At 70.1% G+C, this 16,196-nt stretch carries 12 protein-coding genes and 2 pseudogenes; 5 read left to right on the top strand and 9 right to left on the bottom strand.

Going from position 1 to position 16,196, the window contains the following annotated elements:
* Window positions 1–12 precede the first annotated feature (12 nt).
* From coaD to ssb, 4 genes are all read right to left on the bottom strand, one after another.
* Complete coding sequence (gene coaD, locus D3272_RS10830; RefSeq protein WP_129219187.1) at window positions 13–519, bottom strand: pantetheine-phosphate adenylyltransferase; 507 nt, start codon at window positions 517–519, stop codon at window positions 13–15.
* The gene (gyrA, locus tag D3272_RS10825; protein WP_129219186.1) at window positions 516–3,269 is read right to left on the bottom strand and encodes a DNA gyrase subunit A; all 2,754 of its coding nucleotides are present in this window, start codon (window positions 3,267–3,269) and stop codon (window positions 516–518) included. The genes coaD and gyrA overlap by 4 nt, the downstream gene beginning before the upstream one ends.
* A gap of 107 nt (window positions 3,270–3,376) precedes the next feature.
* Window positions 3,377–4,621, bottom strand: a complete 1,245-nt coding sequence (locus tag D3272_RS10820) for an aspartate aminotransferase type Ic (protein WP_129219185.1) — start codon at window positions 4,619–4,621, stop codon at window positions 3,377–3,379.
* Window positions 4,622–4,709: 88 nt separating this feature from the next.
* Window positions 4,710–5,258 carry a single-stranded DNA-binding protein gene (gene ssb / locus D3272_RS10815; protein ID WP_129219184.1) on the bottom strand — a complete coding sequence of 183 codons (549 nt, stop codon included), beginning with the start codon at window positions 5,256–5,258 and terminating at the stop codon, window positions 4,710–4,712.
* A 344-nt stretch (window positions 5,259–5,602) separates the two neighbouring features.
* On the opposite strand from ssb, the gene uvrA reads away from it, so the two are divergent.
* The 5 genes and pseudogenes from uvrA (at window position 5,603) to trmFO (ending at window position 11,627) form a co-directional block, all read left to right on the top strand.
* Window positions 5,603–8,686, top strand: a complete 3,084-nt coding sequence (gene uvrA, locus D3272_RS10810; protein ID WP_129219183.1) for an excinuclease ABC subunit UvrA — start codon at window positions 5,603–5,605, stop codon at window positions 8,684–8,686.
* Window positions 8,687–9,121: 435 nt separating this feature from the next.
* Window positions 9,122–9,250: pseudogene (locus tag D3272_RS27905) on the top strand (DUF1127 domain-containing protein); the annotation flags it as partial.
* A 258-nt stretch (window positions 9,251–9,508) separates the two neighbouring features.
* A pseudogene (locus tag D3272_RS27900) lies at window positions 9,509–9,649 on the top strand (DUF1127 domain-containing protein); the annotation flags it as partial.
* 251 nt (window positions 9,650–9,900) lie between these two features.
* On the top strand, window positions 9,901–10,059 hold the full coding sequence (locus D3272_RS10795) for a DUF1127 domain-containing protein (protein ID WP_129219180.1): 159 nt from the start codon (window positions 9,901–9,903) through the stop codon (window positions 10,057–10,059).
* Between the two features lie 140 nt (window positions 10,060–10,199).
* Window positions 10,200–11,627: a methylenetetrahydrofolate--tRNA-(uracil(54)-C(5))-methyltransferase (FADH(2)-oxidizing) TrmFO gene (trmFO, locus tag D3272_RS10790; protein WP_129219179.1), complete on the top strand. Its 1,428-nt coding sequence runs from the start codon at window positions 10,200–10,202 to the stop codon at window positions 11,625–11,627.
* A gap of 82 nt (window positions 11,628–11,709) precedes the next feature.
* On the opposite strand, the gene D3272_RS10785 is transcribed toward trmFO, so the two are convergent.
* The 5 genes from D3272_RS10785 to sufC all read right to left on the bottom strand — a co-directional run bounded on the left by D3272_RS10785 (window position 11,710) and on the right by sufC (window position 16,071).
* Window positions 11,710–12,177, bottom strand: a complete 468-nt coding sequence (locus D3272_RS10785; RefSeq protein WP_281010844.1) for a DUF4142 domain-containing protein — start codon at window positions 12,175–12,177, stop codon at window positions 11,710–11,712.
* A 170-nt stretch (window positions 12,178–12,347) separates the two neighbouring features.
* Window positions 12,348–12,725, bottom strand: coding sequence for an SUF system Fe-S cluster assembly protein (locus tag D3272_RS10780; protein ID WP_129219178.1), 378 nt, complete (start codon window positions 12,723–12,725; stop codon window positions 12,348–12,350).
* Window positions 12,726–12,736: 11 nt separating this feature from the next.
* Window positions 12,737–13,984: a cysteine desulfurase gene (locus D3272_RS10775; RefSeq protein ID WP_129219177.1), complete on the bottom strand. Its 1,248-nt coding sequence runs from the start codon at window positions 13,982–13,984 to the stop codon at window positions 12,737–12,739.
* A gap of 4 nt (window positions 13,985–13,988) precedes the next feature.
* Entirely contained in the window at window positions 13,989–15,311 is a 1,323-nt protein-coding gene (gene sufD / locus D3272_RS10770; protein ID WP_129219176.1) for a Fe-S cluster assembly protein SufD, read from the bottom strand.
* Between the two features lie 10 nt (window positions 15,312–15,321).
* Window positions 15,322–16,071, bottom strand: coding sequence for a Fe-S cluster assembly ATPase SufC (gene sufC / locus D3272_RS10765; protein ID WP_129219175.1), 750 nt, complete (start codon window positions 16,069–16,071; stop codon window positions 15,322–15,324).
* Window positions 16,072–16,196 lie beyond the last annotated feature (125 nt).

The raw sequence follows: 16,196 nt of genomic DNA, 5'->3' as shown, positions 1-16,196 counted from the left end.
AACTCCGTCCCGTCAGCCCCGTCCCGTCATGGCCTCGCGCAGGGCCCGCGCCACGCCGGGCGTGACGAAGGGGGACACGTCGCCGCCCATGGCGGCGATCTGCCGGACCAGCGTGGCGGTGACGAACCGCGTGCCGGGCGACGCCGGCACGAAGACGGTCTGCAGGTCGGGCGCCATGGCGGCGTTCATGCCCGCCATGCTCATCTCGTCGTCGAGGTCCGTGGCGCCCCGCAGCCCGCGCAGGATGAGCGTCGCCCCCACGTCCCGCGCCGCCGTCACGGCGAGGCCGGAGAAGCTTTCGACGCGCAGCACCGCACCGGCCGCCTGCACCACGGGGCCGGCTTCCGCCCGAATCAGGGCGACGCGGGCGTCGTGGGTGAGCACGGGCTGCTTGGTGGCGTGGCGGCCGACCGCCACGACGAGGATGTCGCAGAGCCGGGCGCCGGCCCGGACCACGTCGAGGTGGCCGAGCGTCAGGGGATCGAACGACCCCGCATAGAGCGCCGTGCGCGGCGTCACGCTTCGCCGTCCCCTTCGACCTCGGCCTCGCCGCCGCCGTTCCCGTCCGCCCCGACCTCGGCGATGCGGTCCACCGACACGACCTTCTCGCGCTCGTCCGTGTTGAACACGATCACGCCCTGCGTGTTGCGGCCCGCCACGCGGATGCCCTCGACGGGGCAGCGGATGAGCTGGCCGCCGTCCGTCACCAGCATGATGCCGTCCCCGTGCTCCACCGGGAAGGAGGCCACGAGCTTGCCGTTGCGGGGGTTGACCGCCATGGCGCCGATGCCCTTACCGCCGCGGCCCGTGATGCGGTATTCGTAGGACGATGTCCGCTTGCCGAAGCCGCGCTCCGAGATGGTCAGGATGACCTGCTCGGCGGCCGACAGGGCCGCATAGCGCTCCTGCGACAGGGTGGCGGGCCCGTCGGGCGCGGTGCCGTCGGCGCCCACGACCTCCTTCTCGATGTCGTCCTCGCCGGTCTCGCCCTCGACGGCGCGGCGCATTTTGAGGAAGGCGATGCGCTCGGCCGAATCGGCCTCGGTGTGGCGCAGGATCGCCAGGGAGATCACGGTGTCGTCCCGGCCGAGGCTGATGCCCCGCACGCCCATGGAGTCGCGGCCCTTGAACACCCGCACGTCCGTGACGGCGAAGCGGATGCACTGGCCCTGCGCCGTGGTGAGCAGGACGTCGTCGTTCTCCGAGCAGATCTGCACGTCGACGATGGACTCGCCCTCGTCGAGCTTCATGGCGATCTTGCCCGAGCGGTTGACCTGGGCGAAGTCGCTGAGCTTGTTGCGCCGCACCGTGCCGCGCGTCGTGGCGAACACCACGTCGAGGTCCGCCCAGGCGCGCTCGTCCTCGGGCAGCGGCATGATGGTGGTGATGCGCTCGCCCTGCTCCAGCGGCAGCAGGTTGACCATGGCCTTGCCGCGGGCCTGCGGCGCCGCCAGCGGCAACCGCCACACCTTCATCTTGTAGGCCTGGCCGAGCGAGGAGAAGAACAGCACCGGCTGGTGGGTGTTGGCCACGAAGATGCGGGCGACGAAGTCCTCGTCGCGCGTCTGCATGCCGGAGCGGCCCTTGCCGCCGCGGCGCTGCGCCCGGTAGGTCGAGAGCGGCACGCGCTTGACGTAGCCGGCGTGGCTGACCGTGATGGCCATGTCCTCGCGGGCGATGAGGTCCTCGTCCTCCATGTCGCCGAGGCTGTCGAGGATCTCGGTCTTGCGCGGCGTCGCATGGGCCAGCTTGATGGCTTCGAGCTCGCCCCGGATGATCTCGAAGATGCGCAGGCGCGAGCCCAGGATGTCGAGCAGGTCGGCGATCTCGGCCGCGAGCTTGTTCAGGGCCTCGGCGATCTCGTCGCGGCCGAGGGCGGTCAGGCGGGCGAGGCGCAGCTCGAGGATGGCCCGGGCCTGCGTCTCGGAGAGGCGATAGGTGCCGTCCTCGTTGAGCGTGTGGTGCGGGTCGGCGATGAGCTGGATCAGCGGCGCCATGTCGAGCGCCGGCCAGTCGCGCGCCATCAGGGCTTCGCGCGCCGTGCCGGTGTCGGGCGAGGTGCGGATGAGGCGGATCACCTCGTCGATGTTGGCGACCGCGATGGCGAGGCCGACCTGCACATGCGCGGCGGCGCGGGCCTTGGCGAGCCGGAACTTCGTGCGCCGCGTCACCACCTCCTCGCGGAAGTCGATGAAGGCGGTGAGGAAGTCCTTGAGATTCAGCATCTCGGGCCGACCGCCGTTCAGCGCGATCATGTTGGCGCCGAAGGAGGTCTGCAGCTGGCTGAAGCGGTAGAGCTGGTTCAGCACGACGTCGGCCACGGCGTCGCGCTTGAGTTCGATGACGATCCGCATGCCGTCGCGGTCGGACTCGTCCCGCATCTCGGAGACGCCCTCGATGCGCTTCTCGCGCACCGCCTCGGCGATCTTCTCCTGCAGGGTCGTCTTGTTCACCTGGTAGGGGATCTCGGTGACGATCAGCGCCTCGCGGTCGCGGCGGATCTCCTCCGTGACGACCTTGGCCCGCATCACGACCGATCCGCGCCCCGTCGTATAGGCCGAGCGGATGCCGGCCCGGCCGAGGATTTGGCCGCCGGTGGGGAAGTCGGGCCCCGGCACGATCTGCAGCAGGTCCTCGAGGTCGATCTCGGGCCGCTCCATCACGGCCAGCGTCGCGTCGATGACCTCGCCGAGGTTGTGGGGCGGGATGTTGGTGGCCATGCCGACCGCGATGCCGCCGGCGCCGTTGACGAGGAGGTTCGGGAAGCGAGCCGGCAGAACGACCGGCTCGCGTTCCTTGCCGTCGTAGTTGGGCTGGAAGTCGACGGTGTTCTCGTCGATGTCCTGGATCAGCGCCAGGGCGGGCGGGGCGAGGCGCGATTCGGTGTAGCGCATGGCGGCCGCGGGATCGCCGTCGACCGAACCGAAGTTGCCCTGTCCGTCGATGAGCGGCAGGCGCATCGAGAAGCTCTGCGCCATGCGGACCAGCGCGTCGTAGATCGCGCTGTCGCCGTGCGGGTGGTACTTGCCCATGACGTCGCCCACGATGCGGGCCGACTTCACGTAGGGCCGATCGGGCAGATAGTTGTTCTCCTGCATGGAATGCAGGATGCGGCGGTGAACCGGCTTGAACCCGTCCCGTACGTCCGGCAGGGCGCGCGACACGATCACGCTCATGGCGTAATCGAGGTAGGAGCGCTTCATCTCATCGGCGATGGACACGGGCCGGATTCCGGTCGGGTCTTCGATGCGGTCTTCGTTGTCGGCCAAGTGGCATCCCTTCGCGGACAGCCCCGGGCGGGGCGCCGCTCCTCTACTAAGCGTCTCGTGTCAAGATAAGCGGAACCGGAGAATTTTGCGAGGTTCCGCGACGGCCCTCACGCCGCGCGCGCCTCGAGCCCGGCGAGGGCGATGCACAGGGCGATCCCCTCGGCGGCGGCGGCGACGTCCTTCAGCGACGGGAAGGTCGGGGCGAGGCGCAGGTTGGCGTCCTCCGGATCGCGCCCCTGCGGCCAGGTCGCGCCCGCCGGCGTCAGGGCGAGGCCTGCCGCTTTGGCGAGGTCGACCACCCGCGCCGCCGTGCCGGGCAGGACGTCGACGCTGATGAAATAGCCGCCCTCCGGCCGCGACCAGCGCGCCAGCCCGGTGCCGGAAAGCCGGCGCTCCAGCGCGTCGAGCACGGCGTCGAACTTCGGCGCGATGAGCGCCCGGTGGCGCGCCATATGGGCGTGCAGCCCCTCGGCATCGCGCAGGAAGCGCAGATGGCGCAACTGGTTCAGCTTGTCGGCGCCGATGGTGCGGCGGCCCGCGCGGGCGAGGTACCAGGCGACGTTGGCGGGCGAGGCGGCGAAGAGCGCCACGCCCGCCCCGGCCAGCGTCACCTTGGAGGTGGAGGCGAAGCAGAAGGCGCGGTCCGGATGGCCGGCCGCGGCGCAAAGGTCGAGGATCGGGGCGAGCGGGGTGCGAGCCGCCGTCAGGTGATGCACCGCATAGGCGTCGTCCCAGAACAGGCGGAAGTCGGGCGCACCGGTCCGCATGGCGGCGAGGCGGCGCACGGTCTCGTCCGCATAGGTTTCGCCCGTCGGGTTGGAATAGCGCGGCACGCACCACATGCCCTTGACGGCGGGGTCGGCGGCCAGGGCCTCGACGGCGTCCATGTCGGGCCCCTGCCCGGTCAGCGGCACCGGCAGCAGCCGGAAGCCGAAGTCCTCGGCGAGGCCGAAATGCCGGTCGTAGCCCGGCACCGGGCAGATGAAGGCCGGGGACGGCTCGCGCGACCAGGGCCGCTCTCCGCCCGGCACGCCCTTCAGCAGCGCCCACACGATGCAGTCGTGCATGAGGGCGAGGCTGGAATTGTTGCCCAGCACGATCGCGTCGGCCGGCAGGCCGAGCGCCTCGGCGAACAGCGCCCGCACCTCCGGCAGGCCCCGGAGGTCGCCGCCGTAGTTGCGCGCGTCCTCGCCCGCCGCCGTCGTGGTGTCGCCATTGCCTTGCGGCACCAGCATGGCGTCGGACAGCGATAGCTGCTCGGGGGAAGGCTTGCCGCGGGTCATGTCGAGCTTGAGGCCGCGAGCCTTGAAGCTTTCGTAATCGGCGCGGGTGCTGGCGAGGTCGGGGAGCATCTTGGGGATCCGGATTCGGCGATGGCGGCGCGACGCCGCCGAAGGACGGGGGTGGCCCCCTCGTCCGTCGCCGCGAGGGGGCCGTCGATCAGAACGGGATGTCGTCGTCGATCGCATCCGACATGCTGCCGCCGCGACCACCGCCGCCCCCGCCACCGCCGCCGCCGCCGCGGCCGCCCTCCATGGGCGACGCGCGGCCGAAGGAGGCGCGCTCCCCGCCGCCACCGCCGCCGAAGGAGCCGCGGTCCTCGTCGCCGCCGCCCGCGAAGCTGCCGCCGCCCTGGCCGCGCCCTTCCAGCATGGTGAGTTCGCCGCGGTAGCGCTGCAGCACCACCTCGGTCGAATACTTCTCGGCGCCGTCCTTGTCGTTGTACTTGCGGGTCTGGAGCTGGCCCTCGATGTAGACCTTGGAACCCTTCTTCAAATACTGCTCCGCCACCTTGGCGAGGTTCTCGTTGAAGATCACGACCGAGTGCCACTCGGTCTTCTCCTTGCGCTCGCCGGTGGCCTTGTCGCGCCAGCTCTCGGTCGTGGCGAGCCGCAGGTTCACGATGGCATCGCCCGAGGGCATGCGGCGGACTTCGGGGTCGCGCCCGAGATTGCCCACCAAGATGACTTTGTTGACGCTGCCCGACATGGACCCCTCCTCGGGACCGGATTGAATGGGGAGGCGCGTGCGTGCCGCGCCCCGGTTCCGTCCGACGCCCATACGGCACGCCGGTTACCAAACTCGCGTGCGGCCCCAAGCCGCCGCCGAAGGCGGCGACCCGGGCCGTCAAAAAAAAGGCCGTCGACCCAAGCCGGCGACCGCGCCTTCGCGTTCCGTCTTTGTTCCATAGCACGGATCGTGCTATTTGCCGAGTCTCATCGCCGCCGTGCCCGTTGCGGGCGGGCGAGGGTGCTCGGCGCCGTGCGGCGCGCCTATATGTTGCTTGTCCCGGTCGTCGGCCGGCCCGTCATCCACCGGAAACCGCTCACGCCATGGCGCAACCGCCCCGCTCCAAGACCCGCACAGCCGCAGCGCCCGCCAGCGGGGCCGAGACGCCGGTCGAGCCGGCCCGCATCCTGCGCAAGGTCCGCGTCGCCAGGGCGGCGGCTCCGCCCGCAGCCGAGGGGCCGCTCCCGCCCGCGGCGGACGAACTGTCGGACGATGCACTGGCGGCGGTCGTCGACCGCGCCGAGCCGCCGCGCCTGCCCGACCGCGGCTCCATCGTGGTGCGGGGGGCGCGCGAGCACAACCTGAAGAACGTCGACCTCACCATCCCGCGCGACAAGCTTGTGGTGTTCACCGGCCTGTCGGGGTCGGGCAAGTCGTCCCTCGCCTTCGACACGATCTACGCCGAAGGCCAGCGCCGCTATGTCGAATCGCTGTCCGCCTACGCGCGCCAGTTCCTCGAGATGATGGGCAAGCCGGACGTCGACCAGATCGACGGCCTGTCGCCCGCCATCTCCATCGAGCAGAAGACGACGTCGAAGAACCCCCGCTCCACGGTCGGCACCGTGACGGAGATCTACGACTACATGCGCCTGCTGTGGGCGCGGGTCGGCATCCCCTATTCGCCCGCCACGGGCCTGCCGATCGAGAGCCAGACCGTCAGCCAGATGGTCGACCGCGTGCTGGCACTGCCGCCGAACACCCGCCTCTACCTCGTCGCGCCCGTGGTGCGGGGTCGCAAGGGCGAGTACCGGAAGGAGATCGCCGAATACCAGCGCAAGGGCTTCCAGCGCCTCAAGGTCGACGGCGAGTTCTACCCGATCGACGAGGCCCCGGTCCTCGACAAGAAGCTGAAGCACGATATCGGCGTGGTGGTGGACCGCATCGCGGTCCGGCCCGACATGGCGACGCGCCTCGCCGAAAGCTTCGAAACGGCGCTCGACCTCGCCGACGGCATTGCGCTGCTCGAATTCGCCGACGAGGCCCCGGAGGGCAGCCCGAAGGAGGTGGTGTTCTCGTCGAAGTTCGCCTGCCCGGTCTCGGGCTTCACCATCCCGGAGATCGAGCCGCGGCTGTTCTCGTTCAACAACCCGTTCGGCGCCTGCCCGCATTGTGCGGGCCTCGGCGCGCAGATGCAGGTCGACGCCGAGCGCGTGGTGCCGGACCCGACCCTGACGCTGAAGCGCGGCGCCATCGCCCCCTGGGCCAAATCCTCCTCCCCCTATTACGCCCAGACGCTCGACAGCATCGCCAAGCACTGCAAGGTGCGGCTCGACACGCGCTGGAACGCCCTGCCCCAGGCGGTGCGCGACATCGTGCTGTTCGGCTCCGGCGAGGTGCCGATCCGCTTCGAATACGACGACGGGGCGCGCGCCTACGGGGTGACCAAACCCTTCGAGGGCGTGGTCCGCAGTCTCGACCGGCGCTTCAAGGAGACCGACAGCGAGTTCGTGCGCGAGGAGATCGGCCGCTACATGGGCGCCGTGCCCTGCCCCACCTGCGCGGGCGCGCGTCTGAAACCCGAGGCCCTCGCCGTGCGGGTGGCGGACCGCACCATCGCATCCGCCGGCGAACTGTCGATCCGCAAGGCCCTGGCGTGGTTCGACGCCCTGCCGGACCAGCTCGACGCCAAGCGCAACGAGATCGCGGCCCGCATCCTGAAGGAGATCCGCGACCGGCTGCGCTTCCTCATCGACGTCGGGCTCGACTATCTGACGCTGGCGCGCGGTGCCGGCACGCTGTCGGGCGGCGAAAGCCAGCGGATCCGCCTGGCGTCGCAGATCGGCTCCGGCCTGACGGGCGTGCTCTACGTGCTCGACGAGCCCTCGATCGGCCTGCACCAGCGCGATAACGAGCGCCTGCTCGGCACGTTGCGGCGCCTGCGGGGGCTCGGCAACAGCGTCATCGTGGTGGAACACGACGAGGACGCCATCCTGGCGGCCGACTACGTCGTCGACGTCGGCCCCGGCGCCGGCGTGCACGGCGGCCACATCGTGGCGGCGGGGACGCCGGCGGAGATCATGGCCAACCCGGCCTCGCTCACCGGCGACTACCTGGCCGGCCGCCGCCATGTCGGACTGCCGCGGCGGCGGCGCGGCGCCAAGGAAGGCCAGTACCTCAAGGTGGTCAACGCCCGGGGCAACAACCTCAAGAACGTGTCGCTGGCGATCCCGCTCGGGACCTTCTCCTGCGTGACGGGCGTGTCAGGCGGCGGCAAGTCGACTCTGGTCATCGACACGCTGTTCGCCGCCGCGGCACGGCGCCTCGGGGGAGGCGCCGAACACCCGGCACCGCACGACGCCGTCGAGGGGCTGGAGTTCCTCGACAAGGTCATCGACATCGATCAGTCACCGATCGGCCGCACGCCCCGCTCGAACCCCGCCACCTATACGGGCGCCTTCACGCCGATCCGCGACTGGTTCGCGGGGCTGCCGGAATCCAAGGCGCGCGGCTACGGCCCGGGACGCTTCTCCTTCAACGTGAAGGGCGGACGCTGCGAGGCCTGCCAGGGCGACGGCGTCATCAAGATCGAGATGCACTTCCTGCCGGACGTCTACGTCACCTGCGACGTCTGCAAGGGCAAGCGCTACGGCCGCGAAACGCTCGACGTCAAATACCGCGACCGGTCCATCGCCGACGTGCTCGACATGACGGTGGAGGAGGCCGCCGACCTGTTCAAGGCGGTGCCGTCCATCCGCGACAAGATGAAGACGCTGGCGCGCGTCGGCCTCGGCTACGTCAAGGTGGGCCAGCAGGCCAACACGCTGTCGGGCGGCGAGGCCCAGCGGGTGAAGCTGTCCAAGGAACTGTCGCGCCGCTCCACGGGACGCACCCTCTACATCCTCGACGAGCCCACCACCGGGCTGCATTTCGAGGACGTGCGCAAGCTCCTCGAAGTGCTGCAGGAACTGGTCGACCAGGGCAACACCGTCGTAGTGATCGAGCACAACCTCGAAGTCGTCAAGACCGCCGACTACATCGCCGACCTCGGCCCCGAAGGCGGGGACGGCGGCGGCCGCATCGTCGCCACGGGATCGCCCGAGGAGGTCGCCCGCAACCCCGCCAGCCACACCGGGCGCTTTCTGCGCGACGTCCTGGCGCGCCGGCCCCTGACCGCGGCGGCCGAATAGCTTCGGCATCCGGCCCGACGCACCTCCGGGCGAGGGCGGCGGTGCGAGGGAGAGGACGGGAGCACGACGCCGCCGCGCCGGCGGACGCATGGTGCAGTGCATCGAGCGTCCTGTGCACAGCGAAGCGGCGTCCTGCCGGGCACGGGGCGGCCGTGGCCCGACAACTGCACGGAGAGACGGCAATGCGCTACTCCGTCATGCAATATTCACATGGCAGTTGGGTGACAGAGGTGGCATTCGCGGCTTAATCGGACGCCTCTCGCGCCAATTCGGCCATAAGTCCTACCGAGTGATGAACAGACCCATGCGTTTCGTGCAGGTCAGACGGTTGTAGTCGGCGCTGGTGGCGCGACCGCACTCGCGTATATTGCACTGCATCAAAGGCCGACGAGGCGGGGCATACGGCCCGCGCCGACCGCGGTCGAGGATCTTCCGATGCTGAACTACATCGCCAACTGGCGCCGCGAGCGCGAGGCCGTCCGCGAACTGTCCCGCCTGTCGGACCGCGAACTGGCCGACCTCGGCATCGCCCGCTCGGACATCCGGGCCGTCGCCGAGGGCGCCGCCCTCGCGGTGCGAGGCGAGACCGCCACCCTGACGGCGCAGCGCGACGACGACGGCTTCGCCCCGGCGTGGGGCGCCGACGGCCGCCGCTCCCTGGCCGCCTGACACCACACGGGCCGCCGCAGGCGGCCTCCAGACCCGCCCCGGACGGGGCGGGCCGCCACCGGATCCCGCCATTGTCTTTGGGCGGGTCCGCCTAACCTTCGCTCCGCCGCGGCGCCATCGCCGGGCCGGGGTCGACAAGAAATGGAGTTTCCCATGTTCAAGACCTTCACCACCCGCCTTGCCGCCTGGCGCCGTGAGCGCGAAACCATCCGCGAGCTGTCCCAGCTGACCAACCGCGAGCTCGCCGACCTCGGCATCGGCCGCGGCGACATCCCCTTCGTGGCCGCGGGCGCCTCGGTGGACGACGTGCAGTCGTTCATCACGACCCCGGCGACCGCCGAGGACGGTGCCCTCATCGGGCCGAACTGGGCCGCTCACGCCCCGACGTCCCTGGCCGCCTGACCGCCAGCGCATCCCCGACGCGGCGGTCCATCGGACCGCCTCCCGACGACCATCATGCCCGCATGTGTGTGTGGGTGGGCATGTCGCTACCGCCCCGGGCCGCATCGGTGGACCCAAGGGGCTAACAAGACCGGAGCCATCCCATGATCAAGACCCTCAGCATCAAGATCGCCGCCTGGCGCCGCTACCGCGACTCGGTGCGCGAACTGTCGCGCCTGTCCGACCGCGAACTCGACGACCTCGGCATCGGCCGGGCCGACATCCAGGCCCTGGTGCGCCAGAGCACCGACAGCGAAGCCTGATCGGTCTCGAGACCGCAGACGACGAAGCGCCCGCCGAGAGATCTCTCCGGCGGGCGCTTCGTCGTTGGGCGCGTGAGAACTCCGGGTGGCGATGCCCGCCGTGCCTTGCGGGCGCCGCATGCCTCCCCTAGGTCTGGGCCATGTCCATCCCAGCCCGTCCCGAACCCATCCACGTCATCGGCGGCGGCCTCGCCGGCTCAGAAGCGGCTTGGCAGGTCGCCCGCGCCGGTCTCCCGGTGGTGTTGCACGAGATGCGCCCGACGCGGGCGACGGAGGCCCACAAGACGCAGGACCTCGCCGAACTCGTCTGCTCCAACTCGTTCCGCTCGGACGACGCGTTCGGCAATGCCGTCGGCGTCATCCACCGCGAGATGCGGCGGCTCGGCTCGCTCATCATGGCCTGCGCCGACCGTCACCAGGTGCCGGCCGGCGGCGCCCTCGCGGTCGACCGCGACGGCTTCTCGGCCGCCGTGACGCAGGCCATCGCCGACGAGCCGCTGATCACGGTTCGGCGGGAGGTCGTGGACGGCCTGCCACCCGAGGATTGGAGCAGCGTCATCGTGGCGACGGGCCCGCTGACCTCGCCCGGGCTGGCGCAGGCCATCGCGGACGTCGGCGGCGCCCAGCACCTCGCCTTCTTCGACGCCATCGCGCCGATCGTCCACAAGGAGACGATCGACTTCGACAAGGCCTGGTATCAGTCGCGCTACGACAAGGTCGGCCCCGGCGGCAACGGCCTCGACTACATCAACTGTCCGCTCGATCGCGACCAGTACGAGGCTTTCGTCGACGCCTTGCTGAGCCGCGAGGCGATCTCCTTCAAGGCCTGGGAAGGCACGCCCTATTTCAACGGCTGCCTGCCGGTCGAAGTCATGGCGGAGCGCGGGCGCGAGACGCTGCGGCACGGGCCGATGAAACCCGTGGGGCTGACCAATCCCCGCAACCCCACCGTCAAGCCCTACGGCATCGTGCAGCTGCGCCAGGACAATGCGCTCGGCACGCTCTACAACATGGTGGGCTTCCAGACGAAGCTGAAGCATGGCGCCCAGGTCGAGGTGTTCCGCACCATCCCGGGGCTCGAGCGGGCGGAGTTCGCCCGGCTCGGCGGGCTGCACCGCAACACCTTCATCGATTCGCCGAAGCTGCTCGACGGCCGCCTGCGCCTGAAGGCCATGCCCCGGCTGCGCTTCGCCGGCCAGATCACGGGCTGCGAGGGTTATGTCGAGAGTGCCGCCGTGGGGCTCATGGCGGGCCGCATGGCGGCGGCCGAGCGCCGCGGCGAGGAGCCGGCCCTGCCGCCCGCCACCACCGCGATCGGCGCCCTCATCAACCACATCACGGGCGGCCACATCGCGACAATCGACGCCGGCCCGCCCTCGTTCCAGCCCATGAACGTCAATTTCGGCCTGTTCCCGCCGCTCGGCGAAGCGCCGCGGTCGGAGACGGGCAAGAAGCTGCGCGGGCCCGAGAAGGCCAAGGCCAACAAGCGCGCCATGAGCCTCAGGGCGGAGCGGGATCTCGAAGGGTGGTTGGCGGCCGGGACGGCCGAGGAGACGGCCGCTGCCTGACACCGTCAGGGAACTGACGCCGCCACGCCTGCGCCCCGCGAGATGACCGGGATGGTCGCCGGTCTCGCGCGCCGCGATCGACCTACTTGATCTCGGTCGTCCTCGCGTCGAGTTCCCCGATGTGGCGCTGGACGATGTTGAAGGTCGACGCCGCGAAGGCCTTGAGGGCGGTGTCGGTGCCGGCTTTGGCCTCCTCGAGGAAGGCGGCACCGTCAGCGACGTGGATGGCTTTCATGTCCTCGACATAGTGCCGATCGAACTGCAGCCCCGACAAGGCGCTGGCCTTGGCCAGCCGCGCCTTGAAGTCGGCATTGAGTTCGGACGAGAACGCGATTCCCGCTCCGTCCGCCGCGGTCTTGAGGGCTTGTCCGACGAGTTCGTGATCGTGGGCTTCGGTGTTGCCCTGATCCTTAATGTCCTGCGCCGAGCCCTGCGTTTCGGCGAGCTTCCCGAGCGCGACCTCGTACATCCCGCCCTGGGACACCTTGGCCACGAAGGCTTTGTCCTGGTCGGAAACGTTCGGCGCTGCCGAGGCCGCCCCAAAACCGATGAGACAGGCGACGCCGGTCGCAGCGGCGAGGACGGTTTATTGTCGTTTCATGCTCGATCTCCGATGTGCCGTGTCCGGCCTTACCGCCTGGCCCGTAACGTGCCTCGACCGATAGAGGCAGATGGCGACCCGACGGCCTTTTCGACAGCTTCGGGCGATGCTCGACAGCCTCACCACATATCGAGGGCGACGCGGGCCTCGTCGGACATGCGGCTCTGGTCCCACGGCGGGTCGAACACCATGCTGACCCGGGCGCCGGCGACGCCGGGCACGCCCGCGGCCGCCGTCTCGACCCAGCCGGGCATTTCGCCCGCCACCGGGCAGCCCGGCGCCGTCAGGGTCATGTCGATCGACACGAACTTCGAATCGTCGATCTCGATCTTGTAGATCAGGCCGAGCTCGTAGATGTCGACCGGGATCTCGGGGTCGTAGACGGTCTTCAGCGCCGCCACGAGGCCTTCGGTGATCTGGTCGAGCTCGGCCGGGGGGATCTCGGAGGCCGGGTCGATCTCCGGCAGGTTCGGCGCGGTGGCGGCGGTCTCTGACATGGTCGTCCCGTTCAAGCGAAGAGCGCTTCGGCGCGGAGCAGCGCGTCCGCCAGGGCATCGACCTCCTGGCGGGTGTTGTAAAGCCCGAAGGAGGCGCGGCACGTCGCCGTGACGCCCAAACGCTGCAGCAGCGGCATGGCGCAGTGGGTGCCGGCCCGCACCGCCACGCCGTAGCGGTCGATGACGGTCGCGACGTCGTGGGCGTGGGCGTTCTGCATGGTGAACGACACGATGGCGCCCTTGTCGCGGGCATTGCCGAAGATGCGCAGCGAGTTCACCCGGCCGAGCCGCTCGTGGGCATAGAGCGTGAGGTCGCGCTCGTGGGCGCGGATCTTGTCGCGCCCGATGTCCCGCATGTAGTCGAGCGCGGCGCCGAGCCCGATGGCCTGGACGATCGGCGGCGTGCCGGCCTCGAAGCGATGCGGCGGGGTGTTGTAGGTGATGCCCTCGGTCGTGACCGTGTCGATCATCTCGCCGCCGCCGTTGAAGGGCGGCAGGGCGGCGAGCAGGTCCTTCTTGCCGTAGAGCACGCCGATGCCGGTCGGCCCGTAGACCTTGTGGCCGGTGAACAGGTAGAAGTCCGCGTCGAGGTCGCGGACGTCGACGTCGAGGTGCACGGCACCCTGCGAACCGTCGACCAGCACCGGGATGCCGCGCGCGTGGGCGATGCGGATCATCTCCTTGATGGGCGTGATCGTCCCCAGCATGTTCGACATGTGGGTCATGGCGACGATCTTGGTGCGGGGCGACAGAGCCGCCTCGAAGTCGTCGAGCGACAGGTTGCCGTCGTCGTCGACCCCCACCCACTTCAGCACCGCGCCCTTGCGCTCCCGCAGGAAATGCCAGGGCACGATGTTGGAATGGTGCTCCATGATGGAGAGCACGATCTCGTCGCCCTCCCCGATGTGGGCGAGGCCGAAGGACGAGGCCACGAGGTTCACGGCTTCGGTCGCCGACCGCGTGAAGACGATCTCGTCGGTCGAGCCGGCGTTCAGGAAGGCCCGCACCGTCTCGCGCGCGCCTTCGAAGGCTTCGGTGGCGGCGTTGGCGAGATAGTGCAGGCCGCGATGCACGTTGGCGTATTCGGTCTCGTAGGCTGTGGTGATGCGATCGATCACGGCCCGGGGTTTCTGGGCCGAAGCCGCGTTGTCGAGGTAGACGAGCGGCTTGCCGTAGGGCGTCAGGGACAGGGCCGGGAAGTCCCGACGCAGGGCCTCGACGTCGTAGGCCGGCGAGGCGGCGGCGGGCTGATCGCGCATCACATCACCTTCCGTGCTGGCGGAGCCACTGCCCGACGCGCGCCACCATCTCGTCCTTGACGGCGTCGACCGAGACCGTGTCGACGGCTTCGGCCGCGAAGGCCTCGAGCAGCAGCGCCTGGGCTTCGCGCAGCGGGATGCCGCGGGCGCGCAGGTAGAAGAGCTGGTCCTCGTCGAGTGCCCCCACCGTCGCGCCGTGGCCGCAGACCACGTCGTCGGCGAAGATCTCCAGCTCCGGCTTGTTGTACATGTTGGCGCCTTCGCCGAGGAAGATGCACTTGGAGAGCATCTTGCCGTCGGTCTTCTGCGCGCCGGGCGCCACCACGACGCGGCCCTGGTAGATGCCCGTCGCCTCGCCGTCGAGGATGTGCTTGAACAGCTCGCGGCTCTCGCAATGCGCCGCCGTGTGGGTGACGATCAGCGTCGTGTCGGCGTGCGCGCGGCCGTCGAGCAGCGACACGCCGTAGAGGTGCGACGTGGAGTTCTCGCCGACGAACTCGAGGTAGGACTGCCGGCGCGTGACGCCGCCCGTCGCCACCAGCGTGGTCGATTCGAACTTGGCCTCGGCGCCGATGCGCACCAGAGTCGTGCCGAGGTGCAGGGCCTGCGGGCCGAGGCCGTCGACTCGCACGAGGTGCTCCAGCGCGGCGCCGTCGCCGATGGCGGCGACCACGACGGTCGCGGTCAGCGACTTGGCCCCGCCGAGCGCGGCATGGCGCTCGACCAGGGTCAGCGCCGCCCCCCGGCCGAGCTTCACGAAGCTGCGGTCGTAGGTGGCGGCCGGCGCGCGGCCGGACAGCAGCAGCACGAGTTCGACCGGCGTGTCGATCCTGGCGCCCTCGGCCACCTCGACCATGGCGCCGCCCTGCAGGAAGGCGGCGTTGAGCGCCAGCATGGATTCGGGCGCGCCGAGCTTCTGGGCGGCGGCGAGGTCGGCGTCGAGGTCGCCGGTGGCGAGAGCGTCCAGGACGGACCGCACCGTCACGCCGGCAGGCAGCGCAGACAGGTCCGAAAGCTCGGGACGGAACGAGCCGTCGAGCACGACGATGCGGGCCGCGCCCGGCACCTCATGGGCCTGGAGGCGCTCACGGGCTTGCGCGACCGTCTCGGCATCGGGCTCGGGCGCGGGCGGCAGAGCCTCCCGAACGAGTCCGCGCAGGTCGGTATAGTGCCAGCTCTCGATGCGGCGGGTCGGCAGGCCGGCCTCGGCGAAGAGCGTGAAGGCTTCCTGGCGGCGAGACGCCGAGGCGTCGCCGGGGCGGAAGGCGCTGAACTGCTCGCCGAGCGCGCGCTCGGCATCGTGTTCGCGGCGGATCATCGGGGCCATGGAGGGAACCTCAGGCGGCGTCGGCGACGTAGTCGCGATAGCCGTTCTTCTCGAGCTCGAGCGCCAGCGAGGCGTCGCCGCTCTTGATGATGCGCCCCTTGGACATGATGTGGACCACGTCCGGCTTGATGTAGTCGAGCAGGCGCTGGTAGTGCGTGATGACGAGGAAACCGCGGTTGGCGGCGCGCAACGCGTTGACGCCGTTCGACACGATGCGGAGCGCGTCGATGTCGAGGCCCGAATCGGTCTCGTCGAGCAGGCCGTAGCGCGGCTCCAGCAGCGCCATCTGCAGGATCTCCATGCGCTTCTTCTCGCCGCCCGAGAAGCCGACGTTGAGCGGGCGCTTCAGCATGTCGGGGTTGACCTCGAGCTTCTCGGCCCCCTGCTTGACGTGGCGCATGAAGTCGGGCGTCGACAGTTCGGCCTCGCCGCGCGCCTTGCGCTGGGCGTTCACCGAAGCCTTGAGGAACGTCATGGTGGCGACGCCGGGGATCTCGACCGGATACTGGAAAGCCAGGAACAGCCCCTTGGCGGCCCGCACCTCGGGGTCCATCTCGAGCACGTTCTCGCCGTCGAGCAGCACTTCGCCAGCCGTCACCTCGTAGTCCTCGCGGCCCGCGATGACGTAGGAGAGCGTGGACTTGCCGGAGCCGTTCGGGCCCATGATGGCGGCGACTTCGCCGGGGCGGACGGTGAGGTCGAGACCGCGGAGGATCTTCTGACCGTCCACCTCGACGTGGAGATTCCTGACTTCGAGCATCGTTCGTAGACCTTGTGTGTGTCGGATCGGCGGCCGGCCCGTCCCGGCGTCACCCCGCGCGGGCGGGGGACGGGGCCGGGCCCGGAGCCTTGAAGGATCGGCGGCGGCCGAAGGCCGGCGCCTGT

Source organism: Lichenibacterium ramalinae (genome assembly GCF_004137085.1).
Classification (GTDB): Bacteria; Pseudomonadota; Alphaproteobacteria; order Rhizobiales; family Beijerinckiaceae; genus Lichenihabitans; species Lichenihabitans ramalinae.
Note: the sequence above shows the minus strand (reverse complement) of the source record. Positions and strands in the feature narration are given on the sequence as shown.